Here is a 17,714-nt window from a genome sequence, read left to right on the forward strand (position 1 = left end):
GCCCTGCTCCTGGCGGGCACCGGCGGGGCGCTCCTGCCGCGGGCGCACCTGGCGTGGCGGCTCCTGCGCGCGGCCGACGATCCGCCCGCCCTGGCGCGCCTGCGCCTCGACCCCGTGGCGACGCCCGAACGGGTGGCCGACGAGATCGACGCGGCGGTGGCGGCGCAGGACGACACCCTGGCCCGGAGCTTCCTCGACCTCGCGGACGGGCGCGGCATCCCCGTGGAGGCCGCCCGGCGCGACCGGGTCGCCGCCCTGGGGGAGGGTGCCCCCTTGCGCACGGCGCGGGCCTTCGCCGACGGCGCCCTCACGGGCCGGGTCGACAGCGGCGTCGGCCTCGCCGGCGCCTTCGCGGCGGACCTGACCGGCCTCGGCGACCTGCGCGACCTCGCGCGGGAGGGCGGGCATCTCCTGCGCGACGAGCCCGCCGACACCGTCCTTCTCGGGCTGGCGGGCGTCGGGCTGGCGGCGACGGCGGCGACCTACGCGGGCGGCCTCGGCGCCGTGGCGCGGGGCGGCGCGACCCTGCTCAAGACGGCCCACCGATCGGGGCGCCTGTCGCGTCCCCTCGCCGCCCATCTCGCCCGGCTGGCGCGGGAAAGCGTCGATCCGGGCGCCGTGCGCGCCATGGCGCTGGCCGCCGGCCGCCTCGACCTCGCCGGGGCCCGCACCGCCGCGCGGGCGGGCCTGCGCACGGGCGCCGTCGCCGAGCTGACGGCGCTGGGCGGCCGGGCCTACGCCCTGCAGGGGCGGATGGGGACGCGGGGCGTCCTGCAGGTCCTGTCCCTGGCGCGGTCCCCGGCCGAGATCGGCCGCGCGGTCCGCCTGGCGGAGGGCATGGGGCCGGCGACGCGGGCGGTCCTCAAGCTCCTCGACCGCGCCGCCCTGGTGATCGGCGCCGTGCTGACGGAGCTGGTGCGAACGGTCGGGCTGGCCCTGGGCTGGTGCTGGGGCGTCACCCTGTTCTGCCGCCGCCTGGGGCTCGCCATCGGGCGCCTGATCTGGGCGGAGCCGGGCCGGGCCCGAACGCCGCGTGGGGCCGGGACCGGGAGCCGGGCGCCGTCCACCATCGCCGCGGCGACGGGCGCCTGATCGGACCGAGCCGAACCCGGCCTGCGAAAACCACCGGCCCGCGCCGGGCCGCGCGGGCCGTCACAGGCCGTCACGGGCCGCGGATTCGGACGGGCGTCGGACCGGCGGAGGCCGTCACGGGCCGCGCGCCGCGCGCCAGCGCCTCGTAGCGCCCGACCTTGCGGGCGGCGACGGCGAACAGGGCGGCGAAGATCAGCATCGCCCCGTCGAACCATGCGAACAGCATGTCGCCCCCGGTTCCGCGCACGGGGTGCCGCGGCAGGGTGAGGATATCGGCCGCGACGACGAGAACGCAGAGGATCGCCACCGCCGCCAGCCCCTCGCACCACGCGCGGCGCGGCGGACGGACGAGGGGCAGCAACGCGGTGAGGATCCAGGCGCCGAAGAAGGCGCGGATCTCCCACTCCGCGCGCCCGGCGAGGTCCACGGCCAGGAGCCGGTTGGCGAGGAAGTAGGCGGCCACCGCCGCCGGCAGGCCCGCGACGGTGCCGACGTTCAGGGCCTGGACCAGCCGCAGGCCGGGGAAGGCGCGGTCACCGGGCTTCGGCAGGCGCGCCACCGACCACAGCACGAGGCCCGTCGCCACCATGGCGCAGCCCATCAGCCCGGACAGGAAGAACAGCAAGCGCAGGGCCGGACCGGCGAAATGCGCCTCGTGCAGGCCGACCAGGGTGGCGAAGGTCCGGGTCGCGGGCTTCAGGGCATCCGCGCTCCCTTCCAGGAACGCGCCCGAGGGGCCGTCGAAGGCGATCTGCGGATGCGCGTGCGCGAGCCCGTGCGGCGCCTCGAACAGGGCGATCACCGTGGCGTGCGCGTCCTTCGGATTGCGGATCGCGATCCGCTCCAGGGTCTCCGGCCGCGCGGCGACGGCCCGCAGCACCAGGGGACCGACGGGCGCCAGGGTACCGGGCCGCCCGGCGGGCGGGCGCAGGCGCGGGACCTGGCCGCTCTCGGCGAACAGCGCCTGCGTGTCGCCGTTATAGGCGGCCGTGACGCCCCAGGGCATGTACATCAGGGCGAGGATGGCGAGGCCCGTATAGGTGATCATGAGGTGGAACGGCAGGGCCAGCACGCCCGTGACGTTGTGCGCGTCGAGCCATCCGCGCCGGGCCGCCTTGTCCCGCCGGAAGGTGAACACGTCCGCGAAGATGCGCCGGTGGGTGACGATCCCGGAGATCAGCGCCACCAGCATGATCATCGAGCAGAGCCCGACGATCCAGCGGCCCCAGAGCGGGGCCAGGTGCAGCTCGAAATGGAACTGGTAGAGGAAGTCGCCGCCCCTGGTGTCGCGCACCGGCGCGGGTGCGCCGGTCTCCGGGTCGAGGAGGACGTGCCCCGGCGGCACGCCGGGCGCGTTGCGCCAGAACAGCTCCACCACCGGCTTGTCGGGGCGCGGCGGCGTGATGAACCACCCCCGCGCCGCACCCGCGTGGGTTTGCAGGTAGGCGACGCCGCGCTCCACCGACGCGGACACCGCCGCCGCCGGGAGGGCCGTCCGGGTGCCGAGTTCGGGCTGCATCCAGCGGGTGATCTCGGGCCGATAGTAGCTCGCCGTGCCGGTGACGAAGACCGCGAACAGCACCCAGCCGACCACGAGGCCGGACCAGGTGTGCAGCCACGCCATGGACTGGCGGAGGGTTGCCCTCATGGCCCGCGCTCCGGGCCGATCAGAAATCGACGGTGGCGGACAGGATGAAGGTCCGGGGCGCCCCGACCGCCAGGAAGCCGCGCGCGGCGGAGGCCCAGTACGAATCGTCGAACAGATTCTGGACCGTGGCCCGCATCACCACGGGCTTGCCGTTCACGCCCTCGAAGGCGTAGCGCAGGCCGGCATCGAACCGCGTCCAGTCGGGGACCGACTGGGTGTTGGCCTGATCGTAGAACATGCGGCTGGTGTAGATCGCCCGCCCGGTCAGGGTCAGGCCCGGCGCCAGCCAAGGCGGCAGGTCGACCTCGCCGTAGAGGTTGAACGCCGCATCGGGCACGCCGGGCGCGGCCTTGCCGTCGAACTGGCGGCCCACGGTGTTGACGAGCTTCGCGTCGATGAGGGTGAGGCCGCCGAGCAGCCGCACGCCCGGGACGAGCTCGCCGAACACGTTGAACTCGATGCCGCGGTTGCGCTGCAGGCCGCTGACGGAGAACAGCCGGGTGGCCGGGTCGGTGAACGCGCTCGGCTGCTCGATCTCGAACAGGGAGGTCGTGACCGAGACGGTGCCGAGGTCGACCTTCGCGCCGACCTCCTTCTGCCGGCTGACCACGGGGGCGAAGACCGCGTTCGAATTGATCGCCGTCACCGGTGCGGACGGCCCCGCGTCGAGGGATTCGATGTAGTTCCCGTAGAACGAGAGGTTCTCGAACGGCCGGACCACCAGGGCGATGGCGGGGCTGAACCGGCCTTCGCGATAGCCCGTCGCCGGCGTCCCCTGGGTCGGTCCCGGCCGGGTGACGTAGCTGCGCAGGTCGATCTCCTGGAAGCGCCCGCCGAGGGTCAGCAGGAAGCGGTCGTCGCCGAGGGACAGGGTGTCGGCGACGGCGACGCTGCGGGCGTAGAGCTCGGTGAAGAGGGGCTGACGGTCGGAGCGGGGGAACGCGACCGTGGGCACGGAGCCGAACGGCAGATCGACGGGGTTGTAGATGTTGATCGGGTAGGTCGGCAGGGCGAACGGGACGAAGCCCCGCGAAAAGTTCTTGTTGACCGCCTCGACGGCCGCGACGGTGAATTGATGCCCGATGAAGCCGGTCTGGAAGGCCGTGCGCAGCCCCACCTCGCCGGTGAAGCCCTGCAGCTCCAGGGGCTGGATCGCGAGGGAATTCGTCGCCAGCCCCGTGGGGCTCGTGACGCGGTAGTTCGAGGTCAGGAAGTCCTCGTTGTAGCGGCTGAGGCCGCCGGCCGCGTAGATCGTCGTCTCGGGCAGCACGTCGAACTCGACCCGGCCGGCGGCCATGTTGTAGCGGCTGTCGTTGTACTCGAACGCGTTCGCGGTGTTGCGGCGGGCGTTGGGCGCCCGCGGCACGGGGATGTTCGGCGCCACCGCGTTGAACAGCGAGGTCGGCGCGGTGACGTTCTGCGTCGAGTGGTTGAAGTCGAACGACGCGCGGAAGCGGTCGTTGCGATAATCGATCCCGAGGGCCGCGACGCCGACCTCGATGGCGTTCTTGTCGAGCGGCGTGTCGCCGTTGCGATAGGCGCCGTTGAAGCGCACGCCCCATTCCTTGAAGGTGCCGAAGCGGCGCCCGAGGTCGAGATGGGTCCCGAACTGAGAGTCGCTGAAGTAGCTCGTGGTCACCCGCGTGAGCGGCGCGTCATAGGCGCGCTTCGGCACGAGGTTGATGGTGCCGCCGACCCGTCCGGTGCCGCCACTGAGGAGGGCGGTGGGCCCGAGCAGGACCTCGACGCGCTCGAGGCCTTCGGTGAAGCTGCGGCGCGGATTGGCGATGTAGAACAGGCCGTCGAAGGCGGTGTCGAGGTTGGTGACCGAGAAGCCGCGGATGAAGTACGAATCGCGCTCGCTGTAGGGCGGGGCGTCGCTGCGCACGGACGGGTTGTTCAGCACCACGTCGCCGACGGAGCGCGCCTCCTGGTCGTTGATGAGTTTTTCCGTATAGCCGGTGACGTTGAACGGGGTCTTCAGGACCGAGCGGTTGCCCAGCAGGCCGACCCGGGTTCCCGTGCCGACCTGGCCGCCCGCGTAGGGCACCGGCGGCTGGCCCACGGTTCCGGAGCGCGGCGGCAGACCCGTGGGCGCCCCGCGGCCCTGGGGCTGCCCGGCGACGTGCAGTTCCTCGAGGGCCACGGACCCCGCCGCCCCCCCGAGCTGGACGTAGCGCGGGTTCACCAGGGTGATGGTGGAGGGGCCCACGGCGCGGAACGTCAGGTCGGTGCCCTCCAGAATCCTGCCGAGGCCGTCGAGGGGTTCGAACGCGCCCTCGGCGCCGTTCGTCGTCAGGCGGGCGGTGAGCTCCGTCGCGTAGACCAGCTTCACCCGCGCCTGTTCGGTGAAGGCGACAAGGGCGGATTCGAGGGGGCCCTTCGGGATCGTCAGGACGACGCTGCCCGCCGCCCGCGGCGGGGCCGAAGGCTCCGGCGCCAGGGCGAGGATAGTCGCCGCCCGGCCCTTGCCCGGCGGCGTGCGGCGGGTTTCCTCGCCCTGGACGGCCGCCGGAACCAGCAGGAGCATCGACGCGCCGGCCATCGACAACCCGGACATCGACGCGCGGGCGAGGGTCGTTCCCGCCCGTCGCCCACATCCAAACCCACGCCCTCGCACCGCCATTGCACGCCCCATCCTCTGCCCGGAGGGGCGGCCCGCTTGGCGTTCGCTCGTCCCCTGCCGAGAGAGATCAACGGAGCGCCGATCTCCTGACGTCCGAGGGCGAATTTTTTTCAGAGCGGGGATCCGACCAGGACGAGGAGCGGGGTCAGGCGGGTGAGGCGCACCCCCATGGTCGCCCCGATCGCCGCCAGGGCGTCGTCGGTGTTCTGTGGGTCGAACGCCCCGGTGACGCGCCGTTCGCCGGCCCTGGCGTCGAGCAGGACGATGCGCCCGTGGCGATAGCGCTCGAGCTCCGCCAGGACGACGGAGAGCCGTTCGCCGGAGAAGATCAGGCGGCCGTCCCGCCAGGCCAGGGTCCGATCCACGTCCGCCCCGACGACGGCAAGGGACGCATCGTCCTCGCGGCGGACCACTTCGCCCGCCGAGATCAGCCGATGCCGGCCGGAGGCCGCGACGTCGACGCGCCCTTCGGCGACCCCCACGGGCCTGTCCGTGCCGTCGGCGCGGACGAAGAAGCGGGTGCCGACGGCGCGGACACTCAACCCGTCGCCGCGGACGACGAAGGGGCGCCGTGGGTCGGAGACGACGTCGAAGAAGGCCTCGCCGCGCAGGAGTTCGACCCCGCGTTCGGTCGCGCTGAAGCGCAGGGCGACGGCCGTGTCGGTGTTGAGGGCGATGCGGCTGCCATCGGCGAGGGTCGCATGCGCGATCTCGCCGACGCCGCTCCACAGATCGGACCGCAGGCGATCGAGGAGGCCGAGCCCATGGGCGAAGGCGGCGCTCAGGACGGCCACGACGGCGAGGCCGGCCAGTTTCTTCGGGACTCCGCGCCGCCGCCGGGGATCGGGGACGTGCCCCAGCCTGTGCCACAACGCCTCCATCTCGGCGTACGCGGCCCCATGGGCCGGATCGGCCGCGCGCCAGAGGTCGAAGGCGTCATGGTCCGTCTGCGTCGCATCGGGCGAGGAGAGCCGCGCGACCCAGCCGGCGGCGGCCGCGTGGATCGGGTCTTCCCCGGCCGGGTTTTCCCCGGACGGATCTTGGGAGGCCGGATCTTGGGAGGCCGGATCTCCGGAGCCCCGATCCCGGCCGCCTGCCGCCCGTGCAGCGGTCTTGTCGCCGTTCGCCACGGTTCTGCTCCCCGCCGGGTCAGACCGGGGCCGGGTCGCCCCCCGGGCCCGGACCGCCCGGGCCCGTCTTCCTACACGCTCGGATCAATGACACGCCGAGGGCCTGACGTCCCGCGTCAGGCCAAATCGCCACCCTCGCGGCGACTCAGAAAAGATCGTCGCCTTGGCGGCGACTTAGAAAGAATCGCCGCCTTGGCGGCGGCACTGCAGCAGCGCCCGGATGAGGTGCTTCTCGACCATGTTCCTGCTGATGCCCAGGCGTGCGGCGATCTCGCCGTTGGGCAGGTTCTCGAAGCGGGCGAGCAGGAACACCTCGCGACACCGGGGCGGCAGGGCGTCGATGGCGATGGCGAGCCGCCTGAGTTCCTGCCGGGCGATGACCTGGCGTTCCGGCAGGGCATAGCCATCGGCGATTTCGGCGAGATCCGCGTCGGTCGTGGCCCGGAACAGCGTCCCTTCGAGCCGCCGCCGGTTCCGCATCCGCAGGGCGACGTTGCGGGCCACCTGGAACAGGAAGGCGGAGGGCTGCTCCACCCGCGTGCGCGAGAGCGCCGCGAGCATCCGCAGGTAGGTCTCCTGGTGCGCGTCGGCGGCATCGGTGGAATTGTCCAGGAGACGCAGCAGGAAGCGCCGCAGCCTTACGCCTTCGCTCCGATGCAGCGCCTCGATCGATACCGGCTGCATGCCATCCGCTCCAACGACCCCCGGATCATCGCACCATTGCTCAATCACGTCGGGTCCGAGCAGACAGGCCGTCGCGAAATTATGCAAGCATCTCAACAGTTTATACGATTTCTAAACAGGCCGCGCAGCGGTGTCGCAAGCCTTTGTGTTTCTACCGGAAAGCGTTGGTTTCCGGACGGGAAGGCCGAGGCGGCTCGGTCCGCATCGGGCCGCAAAGACGCCGCTGCGTTGCACCATGGACACACTCCCGTGACCTTGCGCATGTTCGGCGCGTACCGTCCGCGCGTATCGGACCGTGTCACGGCGCGGGGCGACATCTTCCGCACCCGGGTCGGAATGGGACCGATCGATGGACGGAGTCTTGCTTGAAGACCGGACCATCCTGGAGGCCGGGCTATGGATCTCAACGGCGTCACCTCCGTCATCACCCCGGGGACAGCCGACGCCTTGCCCGCCTGGCGGACCGGCGATGCGTGGCTGGCCGGCGGCACCTGGCTGTTCTCGGAGCCGCAGCCGCACCTGCGCCGGCTGATCGACATCGCCGGCCTGGGCTGGCCGCCGCACGCGGTCTCGGCGAACGGCCTGACGCTGGCCGCCACCTGCACCCTCGCCGACCTCGACCGCCTCGACCTGCCGGGGGCGTGGATCGCCGCGCCCCTCGTCGGCCGGTGCTGCCGGGCGCTGCTCGGCTCGTTCAAGATCTGGAACCGGGCGACGGTCGGCGGCAACCTCTGCATGGCCCTGCCGGCCGGGCCGATGATCGCCCTGACGGCCGCCCTCGACGGGAGGTGTACGATCCGCGCGCCGGACGGGGCCGAGCGGCACCTCACCGTCCTCGACTTCGTGCTGGGGCCGCAGCGGACGGCCCTGCGGCCGGGCGAGATCCTGCGCAGCATCGCCCTGCCGGCGGCGGCGCTCACCCGGCGGACCGCGTTCCGCCGCATCTCCCTGAGCCCGAACGGCCGCTCGGGCGCCCTGCTGATCGGGACCCTCGACCGATCCGGCGCCGTCGCGCTGACGGTCACGGCCTCGACCCCGCGCCCGGTGCGGATCGCCTTCGACGGGCCGCCCACCCCGGAGGCCCTGCGGACGGGGATCGCCGCGGCGATCCCCGAGGCCGACTGGTACGACGACGTCCACGGCGCGCCGGACTGGCGCCGCCACGTCACGGGCCTCCTCGCGGAAGAGATCCGGCGGGAGCTCGCCCCATGAGGCTCACCGTCAACGGGCAGGCGCAGGAGGCAGCGGCCCGGCCCGGTCAGTGCCTGCGCACCCTCCTGCGGGAGCTCGGCTGGTTCGGCGTCAAGAAGGGCTGCGACGCCGGCGATTGCGGCGCCTGCACGGTGCACCTCGACGGCGAGCCGGTGCATTCGTGCCTGCAGCCCGCCTTCCGGGCCGAGGGGCGGGCCGTGACCACCATCGAGGGCCTGGCCGGCCCGTGCCGGCCCGGCGGCGGGCCCCCCGAGCTTTTCCACCCCATGCAGGACGCCTTCCTCGACGCGCAGGGCTTCCAGTGCGGGTTCTGCACCCCCGGCCTGATCATGACGGCCGCCGCCCTCGACCAGGGCCAGCGCCGGGACCTCGACACGGCCCTGAAGGGCAACCTCTGCCGCTGCACCGGTTACCGCGCCATCCGCGACGCCGTGGCGGGCACGGGCCATGCCGAGGCGCCCCAGGCCTGCCGCGCGCCCGTCGGGCGCGACGTGCGGGCGCCGGCGAGCGCGGGGGTGGTTTCGGGCACGGCGCCCTACACCCTCGACGTGGCGATGCCGGGCGTGCTGCACCTGAAGGTGCTGCGCTCGCCCCATGCCCACGCCCGCATCGTGGCCATCGACCGGGCGGCGGCGCTGGCCGTTCCGGGCGTGGTGGCCGTGTACACCCACGCGGACGTGCCGCAGCGGCGCTTCTCCACCGGGCGCCACGAGAACCCCGCCGACGACGCCCCCGACACCCTGATCCTCGATTCCATCGTCCGGTTCGTCGGCCAGCGCGTCGCCGCCGTCCTGGCGGAGAGCGAGGCGGCGGCGGAGGCCGGCGTCGCGGCCCTCGTGGTGACCTACGAGATCCGGCCGGCCCTGCTCGATCCGGACGCGGCGCTCAGGCCCGACGCCCCCCTGGTGCACGATCCCGCCGACCGCGCATCGCCGCCCCCCGGCGCCGACGCGCCGCCGCTCTCGGCTCACCCGAACCTCGCGGCGGAGGCCCACGGCGCCATCGGCGACGTCGCGGTCGGGTTCGCGCAAGCCGACCTCATCCACGAGGCGGACTACGTCTCCCAGCGCGTCCAGCACGCCGCCCTCGAGACCCACGGCGCCCTCGGCTGGCGCGACGCCGAGGGCCGCCTCGTGGTGCGGTCCTCGACCCAGGTGCCGTTCCTGACCCGCGACGCCCTCTGCGCCCTGTTCGACCTCGACCGGGCCGAAATCCGCGTCCTGTGCGGCCGCGTCGGCGGCGGGTTCGGCGGCAAGCAGGAGATGCTCACCGAGGACCTCGTCGCCCTCGCCGTGCTGCGGACCGGACGGCCGGTGCGGTGGGACCTGACCCGTCAGGAGCAGTTCACCGCCACCACCACGCGCCATCCCATGCGGGTGCGGGTGAAGATGGGGGCGCGGGCCGACGGCACCCTCACGGCGATCCAGCTGACCGTCCTGTCCGACACCGGCGCCTACGCCAACCACGCCGGCGGCGTGCTGCACCACGGCTGCAACGAGTGCATCGCCGCCTATACCTGCCCGAACAAGCGGGTGGACGGGGTCAGCGTCTACACCAACACCCTGCCGGCGGGCGCCTTCCGCGGCTACGGCCTCAGCCAGACGATCTTCGCCGTGGAATCGGCCCTGGACGAGCTGGCGCGCGGGCTGGGCCTTGATCCCTTCGCCATGCGCCGCCGCAACGCCGTGCGGCCGGGCGACCCGATGGTCGCCACCAGCCTGGAGCCCCACGACGTCCAGTACGGCTCCTACGGCCTCGACCAGTGCCTCGACCTCGCCCAGGCGGCCCTCGCAGAAGACTCGGGCGCGCCGCCGCCGGGGCCGGACTGGCGCGTCGGCGAGGGCATGGCCATGGCGATGATCGACACGATCCCGCCGCGCGGCCACTTCGCCCACGCGCACCTGCGCCGCGAGCCCGACGGCTACGCCCTCGCCATCGGCACGGCCGAATTCGGCAACGGCACCAGCACCGTGCATACCCAGATCGCCGCGCAGGCGCTCTCGACCACGCCCGACCGCATCCGCCTGATCCAGGCCGACACCGATGCCGTCGCGCACGACACCGGCGCCTACGGCAGCACCGGCACCGTCGTCGCCGGCCAGGCCAATTTTCGCGCGGCGACGGCACTGGCCGGGGCCCTGACGAGGGCGGCGGCGGAGCGGATGGGGGTCGACCCAGATGCCTGCCGCCTGTCGGGCGAGGTCGTGGAAACCCCCGCCGGCCCGGTCCCGCTCTCGTCCCTCGCGCCCATGGAGGCCCGGGCCGAGGCCGACGGCTCCCCGCGCTCCGTCGCCTTCAACGTCCAGGCGTTCCGGGTCGCCGTGCACCCGGGGACCGGCGAGGTCCGCATCCTGGCGAGCATCCAGGCCGTGGACGCCGGCGTGGTCATCAATCCGATGCAGTGCCGGGGTCAGGTCGAGGGCGGGGTGGCCCAGGCCCTCGGCGCCGCCCTCTACGAGGATTACCGCTTCGATGCGGCGGGCGGCGTGCTCACGCAGACGTTCCGCAACTACCACATCCCGGCCTGCGCCGACGTGCCCGACACGCGGGTCCTGTTCGCCGACACCCACGACCGCATCGGGCCGCTGGGCGCCAAATCCATGAGCGAATCGCCCTACAACCCCGTCGCCCCGGCCCTGGCCAACGCGATCCGCGATGCCACCGGCGCGCGCCTCACCGCGACCCCGTTCGCGCCCGACCGGATCTTTCGGGCTGTGATGGCGGCGGTGGCGGAGCGCGAGGGCTCCGCCACCTGAAATCCGTCAGGCCGTCCTTTCCGAAAAAATCGCCTTCTTGACGATGGCGTGTACGCCCCAGTTGCCGTCCACCACCTGTGTGATTCCGAAATCGACGGCGATGGACATGAGCGAGATCGCCTCGTCCTCGGTCAGCCCCTTCGCGTGCATGAGGAAGGACCGCATCTTGTGGAAGGCGTCGCGCATGGCGAGGTCGAGGGAGGATTTCTGGAAGATCGCGTTCTGCGCGTCGGGGCCGAGGTCCCGCAGGTAGTTCGGATAGCTGAAGCCCGAGAGCACCCAGTCCTCGGCGGTCTCGATCATCGGGAAATCGAGGGCTTCCAGGGACGTGCCGGCGAGATCGGTCTTCTTGTGCAGGATGAACTGGAAGGTCCCGGTGAGCGAGCACTCGATGGCCGTGCCGCAGAGTTCGGAATCGCCCTGGCTCGCATGGGGATCGCCCACGGAGAACAGGGCGCCCGGCACGGCGACGGGATAGTACATCGTCGCGCCCTTGCCGATGCGCCAGTTGTCGATGTTGCCGCCGGTGTAGCTCGGCGGGATCGAGTTCACCATCTCGGCCTCTGCGGGCGCGAGGCCCATGGTCCCGAAATGCGGGCGGATCGGCACGCGAATGCCCTTGAGCACGTCGTAGGTGCGCGTGGTCCTGGTGTGGTCGACGGGGATGCCGGGATAGTCGATGGTCGGGTGCAGCACCCCGTTCGGGTCGGTGACGCCGGGCCAGGGGAAGCTGTAGACGGCTTTCGCCCAATCGCGCCCGCCCGTGGCATCGACCTCGTAGATGGTGATGACCTCGCGCTTCTTCCCCTCCAGCATGTCGCCGTAATGGTAGCCCCACCAGGCGGCGGCGTTGCTGCCAAAGGTCGAGCCCTTGAACTTCGGGTTGGCGGAGGGGCGCGGCGCCACGTCGAGGATGCGCACTTCGAGGACGTCGCCGGGCTCGGCGCCCCGGATCGCCACCGGGCCGGTGCAGATATGCACGCCGAGGCCGCCGCCCGGCCCGAGCTTGGCATCCTCCGGGCCGGCGCCGCGCCGGGTGACGCCCTTCTTCTCCTTCGTCCAGAGGAAGACGCTCTCGGCCCCGGGATCGCCCGTCACCATGCGCTCGGAATCGTCGTTGGCGTGGTGGGTGAGCGTCTCGATGGTGACGTAGTCGCCCGACGCGATCTCGACCTGCGGTTTCAGGGTCTTGCTGAAGTAGCCCCAGTGCACGGTCTCGGCGGTGGCGGGGAGGTGGTAATGCGCGGATTGCCTCACGCCCCTGCTGGCCTCGGCCAGGGCCGGGCTCACCAGGGAGAAGCCGCCGGCGGCGAGGGCGGCGGCGCCCCCGGACGCCACGAACCCGCTCTTGAGGAAGGCGCGCCGCTCGGGCTCCATGTCACGCCGGTAGCGCAGGCGGTGCTCCGCGAAGGCCGCGCAGGTCGGATCGTCGCCGAGGCACATCTCGTCTCTCCGGTGGGAAGCGTCCGGAGCCGTGTACGCAAGCCGGCGGCCAGGCCCGACCCGAGATCCGTTCGGCCCGAAGCGCTCGAGCGTCAGCGGCATCGCCGCCCCGGCGTTGCGCGCGGCGGCGATGCGGTTGCGGATTTCGGACAAGGCCGCGAAGCCGAAGCTGAAGCATGGATCGACCACGATCGGGAGATCGACGGAATCGGTGAGTTCGCGCGCCGGCGTGGATCGCCGGTCTCCCTCGCGGGTGGGGATGACGGGGAAGCCCTTTTCCCGTGCCGCCGCGAGCCGCCGGAAGATCGGGCCGATCGGCGCGCGGGTGAAGGCGAGGGCGTAGCCCAGTCCGGAGCCGTGGCCAGAAAGAGGGCAGGGCGGCGATCGGGGCTCCTGAAATTTGTGCAGGGGCGCACTCAATAGAGAAACACCTTGCGCGAAGGACATGCATCATCCTGATGCAGCGCGCAGGCGGCGTACGGCCCTTTCGCAAAAAACCGACGAAGACAGCAGCGAGGTCGGTCCCTTATCGTAGAGGGCCGGTTTTTCGGCCATGCCTCACCGAGCATGGCGCGGATTCGCGCCTCAGTCCCGGCCGATGGTCGCCTCGATCTGCCCGTGGGGCTCGTCCGTCGGCAGGAACACCACGCCCGGGTTCTCGAGGCCGAACGGGGTCAGGTCGATGGGGATGTAGTGCTTGTTCGGCATGGCGAAGCCGATCTCGGCGATCTCCGGGATGGCGTCGAGGACCGCCTCGCCCATGCGGTACATGCTGTCCTGGACCCCGGCGCTGTAGGTCGTGCCGAACACCGCCATCAGGACTTCGAGGACCCTGGCGTTGGTGACCGCGGTGTCGGCCGGCATGCGCGCCCAGGTCCAGGTCGCGTCCATGGCGGTGGCGGCGATGCGGTCGGTGGTGTCCGCCAGGGTGCGGTAGCGGTCCTGGACGAAGTCCGCCCAGCCCGACCGGGTGGTCTTCATGAAGGTGAAGTTCCGCAGGCCCGATTGCAGCACGGCCCCGTCGCGGCGCGCCACCAGCCGGACATGGGCCGTTCCGTTGCCGTCGAGGGTGAAGACGTGGCCGTGCGGCGCACCCGCGATGGTCTGGCGCAGCCAGCGCGTCTCCCGGCCTTCGACCTGCAGTTCCGCGACCTGCGGATAGGTGTCGAGGAGGGTCCGGGCGACGGCCTCGACGAAGGCTTCCTTGTCCAGGGAGAGGTTTTGGGCCGCCACCACGTTGACGATGTTCTTCACGCTGTCGGTGGCGATGCAGGCTCGGTTGTCGCCCCCGGTCCAGGCGGCGTCGAAGGCCCCCGTCATCAGCACCGTGAGGGACAGCTCGCGCGGGGTGTGGTGGTCGCCGTCGCGGGTGAGCCGCATCACCCGGACCCGGGCCTTGCCGTACCGGGAAGCGGTCAGGGGCATGGTTCTCTCCAGGGACGACGGGGCCGGACGGACGCGCGATGGTCGGCGAAAGCCGCCCGAGGCTCAAGGCCCGGCGGAGGCCGCCGAAGGAGGCTCGACACCGCCGCCGCGCGGCCCCCGCCCGGGGATGCCGTTGCGACGGGGCAAAGCGTGTGCCAGGCCGGAGACGGGATGGCCCGTAGCCGGCACCGTTCGGCCCTGCGATGCGTCGCCATCACCCGCTTCCACCGGGGACCCGGCCGTCATGGCGACCACACGCGGGGCAACGACACACGTGGGGACGACACACGGGGCAACGACACTTGCGGCCCTGAACGACGCGCCGGTCCCGGACGTCGTGGCGGCGCTCGGCGCCGTCTTCGGGCACGCGCCCTGGGTGGCCGAGGGAGCCGCGGCGCGGCGGCCCTTTCCCACCGTCGAGGCCCTGTTCTCCGCCCTGCGCGGCGTGGTCCACGGGGCCCCGGACGCCCGGCGGCTCGCCCTGCTCGCGGAACACCCCGAACCCGCCGGCCCGCCCGATCCCCTGCGGGCCGCGGCGGGCCTCGATCGCCTGTCCGGCGCCGAGGCCGCCCGCTTCGCGGCCCTCGGTGCGGCCTACCGCGAACGGTTCGGGTTTCCCGTCATCCTCTGCGCCGGGCGGCACGGCCGCGCCTCCCTGCTCGCCACCGTCGAACGACGGCTGGCCGCGTCCCCCGACGCGGAGCGGCGGGAGGCCGAGGCCGAGGCGATGCGGATCGCGGCGATCCGCCTGAATGCCGTGGTGACCGGCGCCGGGCCGCCGACCACCACGGGACGGATCTCGACCCACGTCCTCGACACCGTCCGGGGCCGGCCGGCGGCCGGCGTGGCCGTCGAGCTCGTGGAATTCGTCTCGGCGACGGAGACCGCGGTCGTCGCCCGGGCGGTGACCAACGCGGACGGCCGCACCGACGCGCCCCTGATCCACGGACGCCCCGTGCCGAGGGCGACCTACGAGCTGCGCTTCGGGCTCGGAGACTACTTTCGCCGGGTCGGACCCACCCTCGGCCTCGACCTGCCCGAACCGCCCTTCCTCGACATCGTGCCCCTGCGCTTCGGCGTCGGCGACCCGGAGGGCCACTATCACGTGCCCCTGGTCGCGACCCCGTGGAGCTACCAGACCTATCGCGGCAGCTGACCCCGCCGCGGCCCCGTCTCAGACGGCGCCGAACAGGTGCCGGGCGAGCCGGCTGTGCTCCTCGCGAAGCCGGCGCGTGTCGAGGCCGACGGGGTGCCCGTCGATCACCCGCCATTGCCCGGCGACCATCACCCGGTCGGCCCGGTGCGCCCCGCACAGGACCAGGGCCGCCAGGGGATCATGCGCGCCGGAGAAGCGCAGCTCGTCGAGGGTGAACAGGGCCAGATCCGCCTCGCGGCCCGCTTCGATCCGGCCGATGTCCGAGCGCCCGAGGCAGGCGGCGGAGCCTTCCGTGGCCCAGCGCAGGGCGTCGAGGTGGGTGACGGCTTCCGCGCCGTAGGTGAGGCGGTTCAGCATCAGGGCGTGGCGCACGCCCTCCATGAGGTTCGAACTGTCGTTGGAGGCCGAGCCGTCGACGCCGAGGCCCACGGGGGAGCCGGCGGCCTCGAGCTCGCAGGTCCGGCACTGACCCGACGCCAGGGTCATGTTCGAGGTCGGGCAGTGGCACACGCCGACGCCCGCACGCCCAAGGCGGGCGACCTCGTCGTCGGTGAAGTGGATGCCGTGGGCGAGCCAGGTCCGAGCCTTCATCCAGCCGACCTCCTCGAGGTAGTCGACGGGGCGCTGGCCGAACGTCGCGAGGCAGTAGGCGTCCTCGTCGAGGGTCTCGCCCAGATGCGTGTGCAGGCGGCAATCGTGGCGCTCGGCGAGCGCCGCGCTCTCGCGCATCAGCCGCTTCGTCACGTTGAAGGGCGAGCACGGGGCGAGCCCGATCTGCACCATCGCGCCGGGCGCGGGGTCGTGGAACAGGGACAGCACCCGCTCGCTGTCGGCGAGGATCGTGTCGTCGTCCTGCACCAGGGCGTCTGGCGGCAGGCCGCCGTCGCGCACGGACAGGCTCATGGAGCCGCGGGTGACGAAGGCGCGGATGCCGAGCGCCCGCGCCTCCTCGACCTGGATGTCGACGGCGGCCTCGAGCCCCTTCGGGAACAGGTAGTGGTGGTCCCCCGCCGTGGTGCAGCCCGACAGCAGCAGTTCGGTGTAGGCCAGGCGCGTGGCGAGGCGGAACGCCTCCGGGGTCAGCCTGTCCCAGACCGTGTAGAGCGCCTGGAGCCAGGGAAACAGCGGCTTGTTGATCGCCAGGGGATGGGCGCGGGTCAGGGTCTGGAAGAAGTGGTGATGGGTGTTGACGAGGCCGGGAATCACCACGTGGCGCGCGGCGTCGAAGGTCTCGTGCACCGGCGCCGCCGGCCGTCCGCCCGCGGGCACGCACTCCACGAGGCGCGTCCCCTCGACGACGACGCCGCCGGCGGCCTCCGCCGCGAGGATCGCCATCGGGTTCCTGATCCAGAGGCGGCGGGCCCCGCCCGTATGCTCGTTCATCCCCACTCCCGATTCCGCGTGCCGCCGGCTCCCCGTGCTGCCGGGATAGAGCACGTTTCACGCCGTTCGGCCCAGCCTCGGACGCGGGCGGCCGCGGGGCCGGGCCGGAACGGGACTTGCCTCAAGGCCGGCGCCGCGCCGTCCCGAAAGGCTCGCCGGCGCTCGCGAGGAGGAGACGCATGACGGACGCACCACACGACCCGGCCTTCGATCCGGACGCCTACGCCCGGGCCGCGGCCGGCCTGCTCGCCCTGCCGCTCGACCCCGCCTGGATGCCGGCGATCGCGGCCAACCTGCGCGTCCTCCACGCCGCCGCCGATCTCGTCGGCGCCTTCCCCCTGCCGGACGCCGCCGAGGCCGCCCCGGTCTTCGCGGCATGAGGCGCGAACCCGTGAGCGAGCCGGATTCGAGTCAGGATTGGAGCATCGCCCCGGCCGCGTCCGTCGCGGCCGCCGTGGCGGACGGTTCGGTGAGCGCCCGGACGGTCGTCGCCGCCGCCCTTGATCGGATCGGCCGGATCGATCCCGCCGTGAACGCCTTCACGGACGTCCTGGCGGAGCGCGCGCTCGCCGGCGCCGACCGCATCGACGCGGCCCGCGCCCGGGGCGCGCCGCTCGGGCCCCTGGCGGGCGTGCCCTTCGCGGCCAAGAATCTCTACGATATCGCCGGATTGCCGACGCGGGCCGGGTCGCGGATCAACCGCGAGCGGGTGCCGGCGGAGCGGGACGCGACGCTGATCGCCCGGATGGAAGCCGCGGGCGCGATCCTCGTCGGCGCCCTCAACATGGGCGAGTACGCCTACGACTTCACCGGCGAGAACATCCACGACGGCGACACCCGCAACCCGCACGACCTCGGCCGCATGTCCGGGGGCTCGTCGGGCGGGTCCGGCGGGGCGGTGGCGGCGGGTCTCGTGCCCCTGGCGCTCGCCTCCGACACCAACGGCTCGATCCGGGTGCCGTCGGCCTTCTGCGGCTGCTTCGGCCTCAAGCCGACCTACGGGCGCCTCAGCCGTGCCGGCAGCTTCCCCTTCGTCGGCAGCCTCGACCATCTCGGGCCGATGGCCCGCTCGGCCGGCGACCTCGCCCTCGCCTACGACGCCCTGCAGGGACCCGACCCGGCGGACCCCGTCGCCACCGACCGGGCGCCCGAGCCCGCC

The 17,714-nt window shown here is 72.8% G+C and carries 13 protein-coding genes; 6 read left to right on the plus strand and 7 right to left on the minus strand.

The genetic code is table 11. The features are described 5' to 3' along the window. Positions 1 to 1,092, plus strand: a 1,092-nt coding sequence (locus FV218_RS22885; RefSeq protein ID WP_187273097.1) for a hypothetical protein, incomplete at its 5' end; no start/stop codon positions are given. A gap of 70 nt (positions 1,093 to 1,162) precedes the next feature. On the opposite strand, the gene FV218_RS17970 is transcribed toward FV218_RS22885, so the two are convergent. The 4 genes from FV218_RS17970 to FV218_RS17985 all read right to left on the minus strand — a co-directional run bounded on the left by FV218_RS17970 (position 1,163) and on the right by FV218_RS17985 (position 7,180). After that, positions 1,163 to 2,740: a PepSY-associated TM helix domain-containing protein gene (locus tag FV218_RS17970; protein WP_147710975.1), complete on the minus strand. Its 1,578-nt coding sequence runs from the start codon at positions 2,738 to 2,740 to the stop codon at positions 1,163 to 1,165. Between the two features lie 19 nt (positions 2,741 to 2,759). Next, positions 2,760 to 5,300 carry a TonB-dependent receptor gene (locus FV218_RS17975; RefSeq protein ID WP_147710976.1) on the minus strand — a complete coding sequence of 847 codons (2,541 nt, stop codon included), beginning with the start codon at positions 5,298 to 5,300 and terminating at the stop codon, positions 2,760 to 2,762. A 176-nt stretch (positions 5,301 to 5,476) separates the two neighbouring features. Next, positions 5,477 to 6,370 carry a FecR domain-containing protein gene (locus FV218_RS17980; protein WP_056097443.1) on the minus strand — a complete coding sequence of 298 codons (894 nt, stop codon included), beginning with the start codon at positions 6,368 to 6,370 and terminating at the stop codon, positions 5,477 to 5,479. A gap of 300 nt (positions 6,371 to 6,670) precedes the next feature. Continuing rightward, a complete protein-coding gene (locus FV218_RS17985; protein WP_056097318.1) occupies positions 6,671 to 7,180 on the minus strand; it encodes a sigma-70 family RNA polymerase sigma factor in 510 nt (169 codons plus the stop codon). A gap of 396 nt (positions 7,181 to 7,576) precedes the next feature. Between FV218_RS17985 and FV218_RS17990 the strand changes: the two genes are divergently transcribed. Then, complete coding sequence (locus tag FV218_RS17990) at positions 7,577 to 8,392, plus strand: FAD binding domain-containing protein (protein ID WP_147710977.1); 816 nt, start codon at positions 7,577 to 7,579, stop codon at positions 8,390 to 8,392. Further along, positions 8,389 to 11,148: a molybdopterin cofactor-binding domain-containing protein gene (locus FV218_RS17995; protein WP_147710978.1), complete on the plus strand. Its 2,760-nt coding sequence runs from the start codon at positions 8,389 to 8,391 to the stop codon at positions 11,146 to 11,148. The genes FV218_RS17990 and FV218_RS17995 overlap by 4 nt, the downstream gene beginning before the upstream one ends. A 6-nt stretch (positions 11,149 to 11,154) precedes the next feature. On the opposite strand, the gene FV218_RS18000 is transcribed toward FV218_RS17995, so the two are convergent. Continuing rightward, the gene (locus FV218_RS18000; protein ID WP_147710979.1) at positions 11,155 to 12,591 is read right to left on the minus strand and encodes an acetamidase/formamidase family protein; all 1,437 of its coding nucleotides are present in this window, start codon (positions 12,589 to 12,591) and stop codon (positions 11,155 to 11,157) included. A gap of 585 nt (positions 12,592 to 13,176) precedes the next feature. Then, on the minus strand, positions 13,177 to 14,016 hold the full coding sequence (gene pucL / locus FV218_RS18005; RefSeq protein ID WP_147710980.1) for a factor-independent urate hydroxylase: 840 nt from the start codon (positions 14,014 to 14,016) through the stop codon (positions 13,177 to 13,179). A 274-nt stretch (positions 14,017 to 14,290) separates the two neighbouring features. On the opposite strand from pucL, the gene uraD reads away from it, so the two are divergent. After that, entirely contained in the window at positions 14,291 to 15,172 is an 882-nt protein-coding gene (gene uraD / locus FV218_RS18010) for a 2-oxo-4-hydroxy-4-carboxy-5-ureidoimidazoline decarboxylase (RefSeq protein ID WP_246685168.1), read from the plus strand. 18 nt (positions 15,173 to 15,190) lie between these two features. Here the strand turns inward: uraD and FV218_RS18015 are convergent, their stop codons facing one another. Further along, positions 15,191 to 16,555, minus strand: a complete 1,365-nt coding sequence (locus FV218_RS18015; RefSeq protein WP_147710982.1) for an 8-oxoguanine deaminase — start codon at positions 16,553 to 16,555, stop codon at positions 15,191 to 15,193. Positions 16,556 to 16,734: 179 nt separating this feature from the next. Here FV218_RS18015 and FV218_RS18020 point away from each other — a divergent pair, with 179 nt between their 5' ends. Together FV218_RS18020 and FV218_RS18025 are read left to right on the plus strand one after the other, a co-directional pair. Beyond that, positions 16,735 to 16,935, plus strand: a complete 201-nt coding sequence (locus FV218_RS18020) for an AtzG-like protein (RefSeq protein WP_056097330.1) — start codon at positions 16,735 to 16,737, stop codon at positions 16,933 to 16,935. Then, a partial coding sequence (locus FV218_RS18025; protein ID WP_246685169.1) for an amidase family protein occupies positions 16,932 to 17,714 on the plus strand: 783 nt, incomplete at its 3' end. The genes FV218_RS18020 and FV218_RS18025, both read left to right, overlap by 4 nt.

It is taken from the genome of Methylobacterium sp. WL69 (assembly GCF_008039485.1).
Taxonomy (GTDB): domain Bacteria; phylum Pseudomonadota; class Alphaproteobacteria; order Rhizobiales; family Beijerinckiaceae; genus Methylobacterium.

Coding starts and splice junctions, on each gene's coding strand:
- FV218_RS17970 (WP_147710975.1), bottom strand. CDS start 2,740: ATGAGGGCAACCCTCCGCCAGTCCATGGCGTGGCTGCACACCTGGTCC.
- FV218_RS17975 (WP_147710976.1), bottom strand. CDS start 5,300: ATGTCCGGGTTGTCGATGGCCGGCGCGTCGATGCTCCTGCTGGTTCCG.
- FV218_RS17985 (WP_056097318.1), bottom strand. CDS start 7,180: ATGCAGCCGGTATCGATCGAGGCGCTGCATCGGAGCGAAGGCGTAAGG.
- FV218_RS17990 (WP_147710977.1), top strand. CDS start 7,577: ATGGATCTCAACGGCGTCACCTCCGTCATCACCCCGGGGACAGCCGAC.
- FV218_RS17995 (WP_147710978.1), top strand. CDS start 8,389: ATGAGGCTCACCGTCAACGGGCAGGCGCAGGAGGCAGCGGCCCGGCCC.
- FV218_RS18000 (WP_147710979.1), bottom strand. CDS start 12,591: ATGTGCCTCGGCGACGATCCGACCTGCGCGGCCTTCGCGGAGCACCGC.
- pucL (WP_147710980.1), bottom strand. CDS start 14,016: ATGCCCCTGACCGCTTCCCGGTACGGCAAGGCCCGGGTCCGGGTGATG.
- FV218_RS18015 (WP_147710982.1), bottom strand. CDS start 16,555: ATGAACGAGCATACGGGCGGGGCCCGCCGCCTCTGGATCAGGAACCCG.
- FV218_RS18020 (WP_056097330.1), top strand. CDS start 16,735: ATGACGGACGCACCACACGACCCGGCCTTCGATCCGGACGCCTACGCC.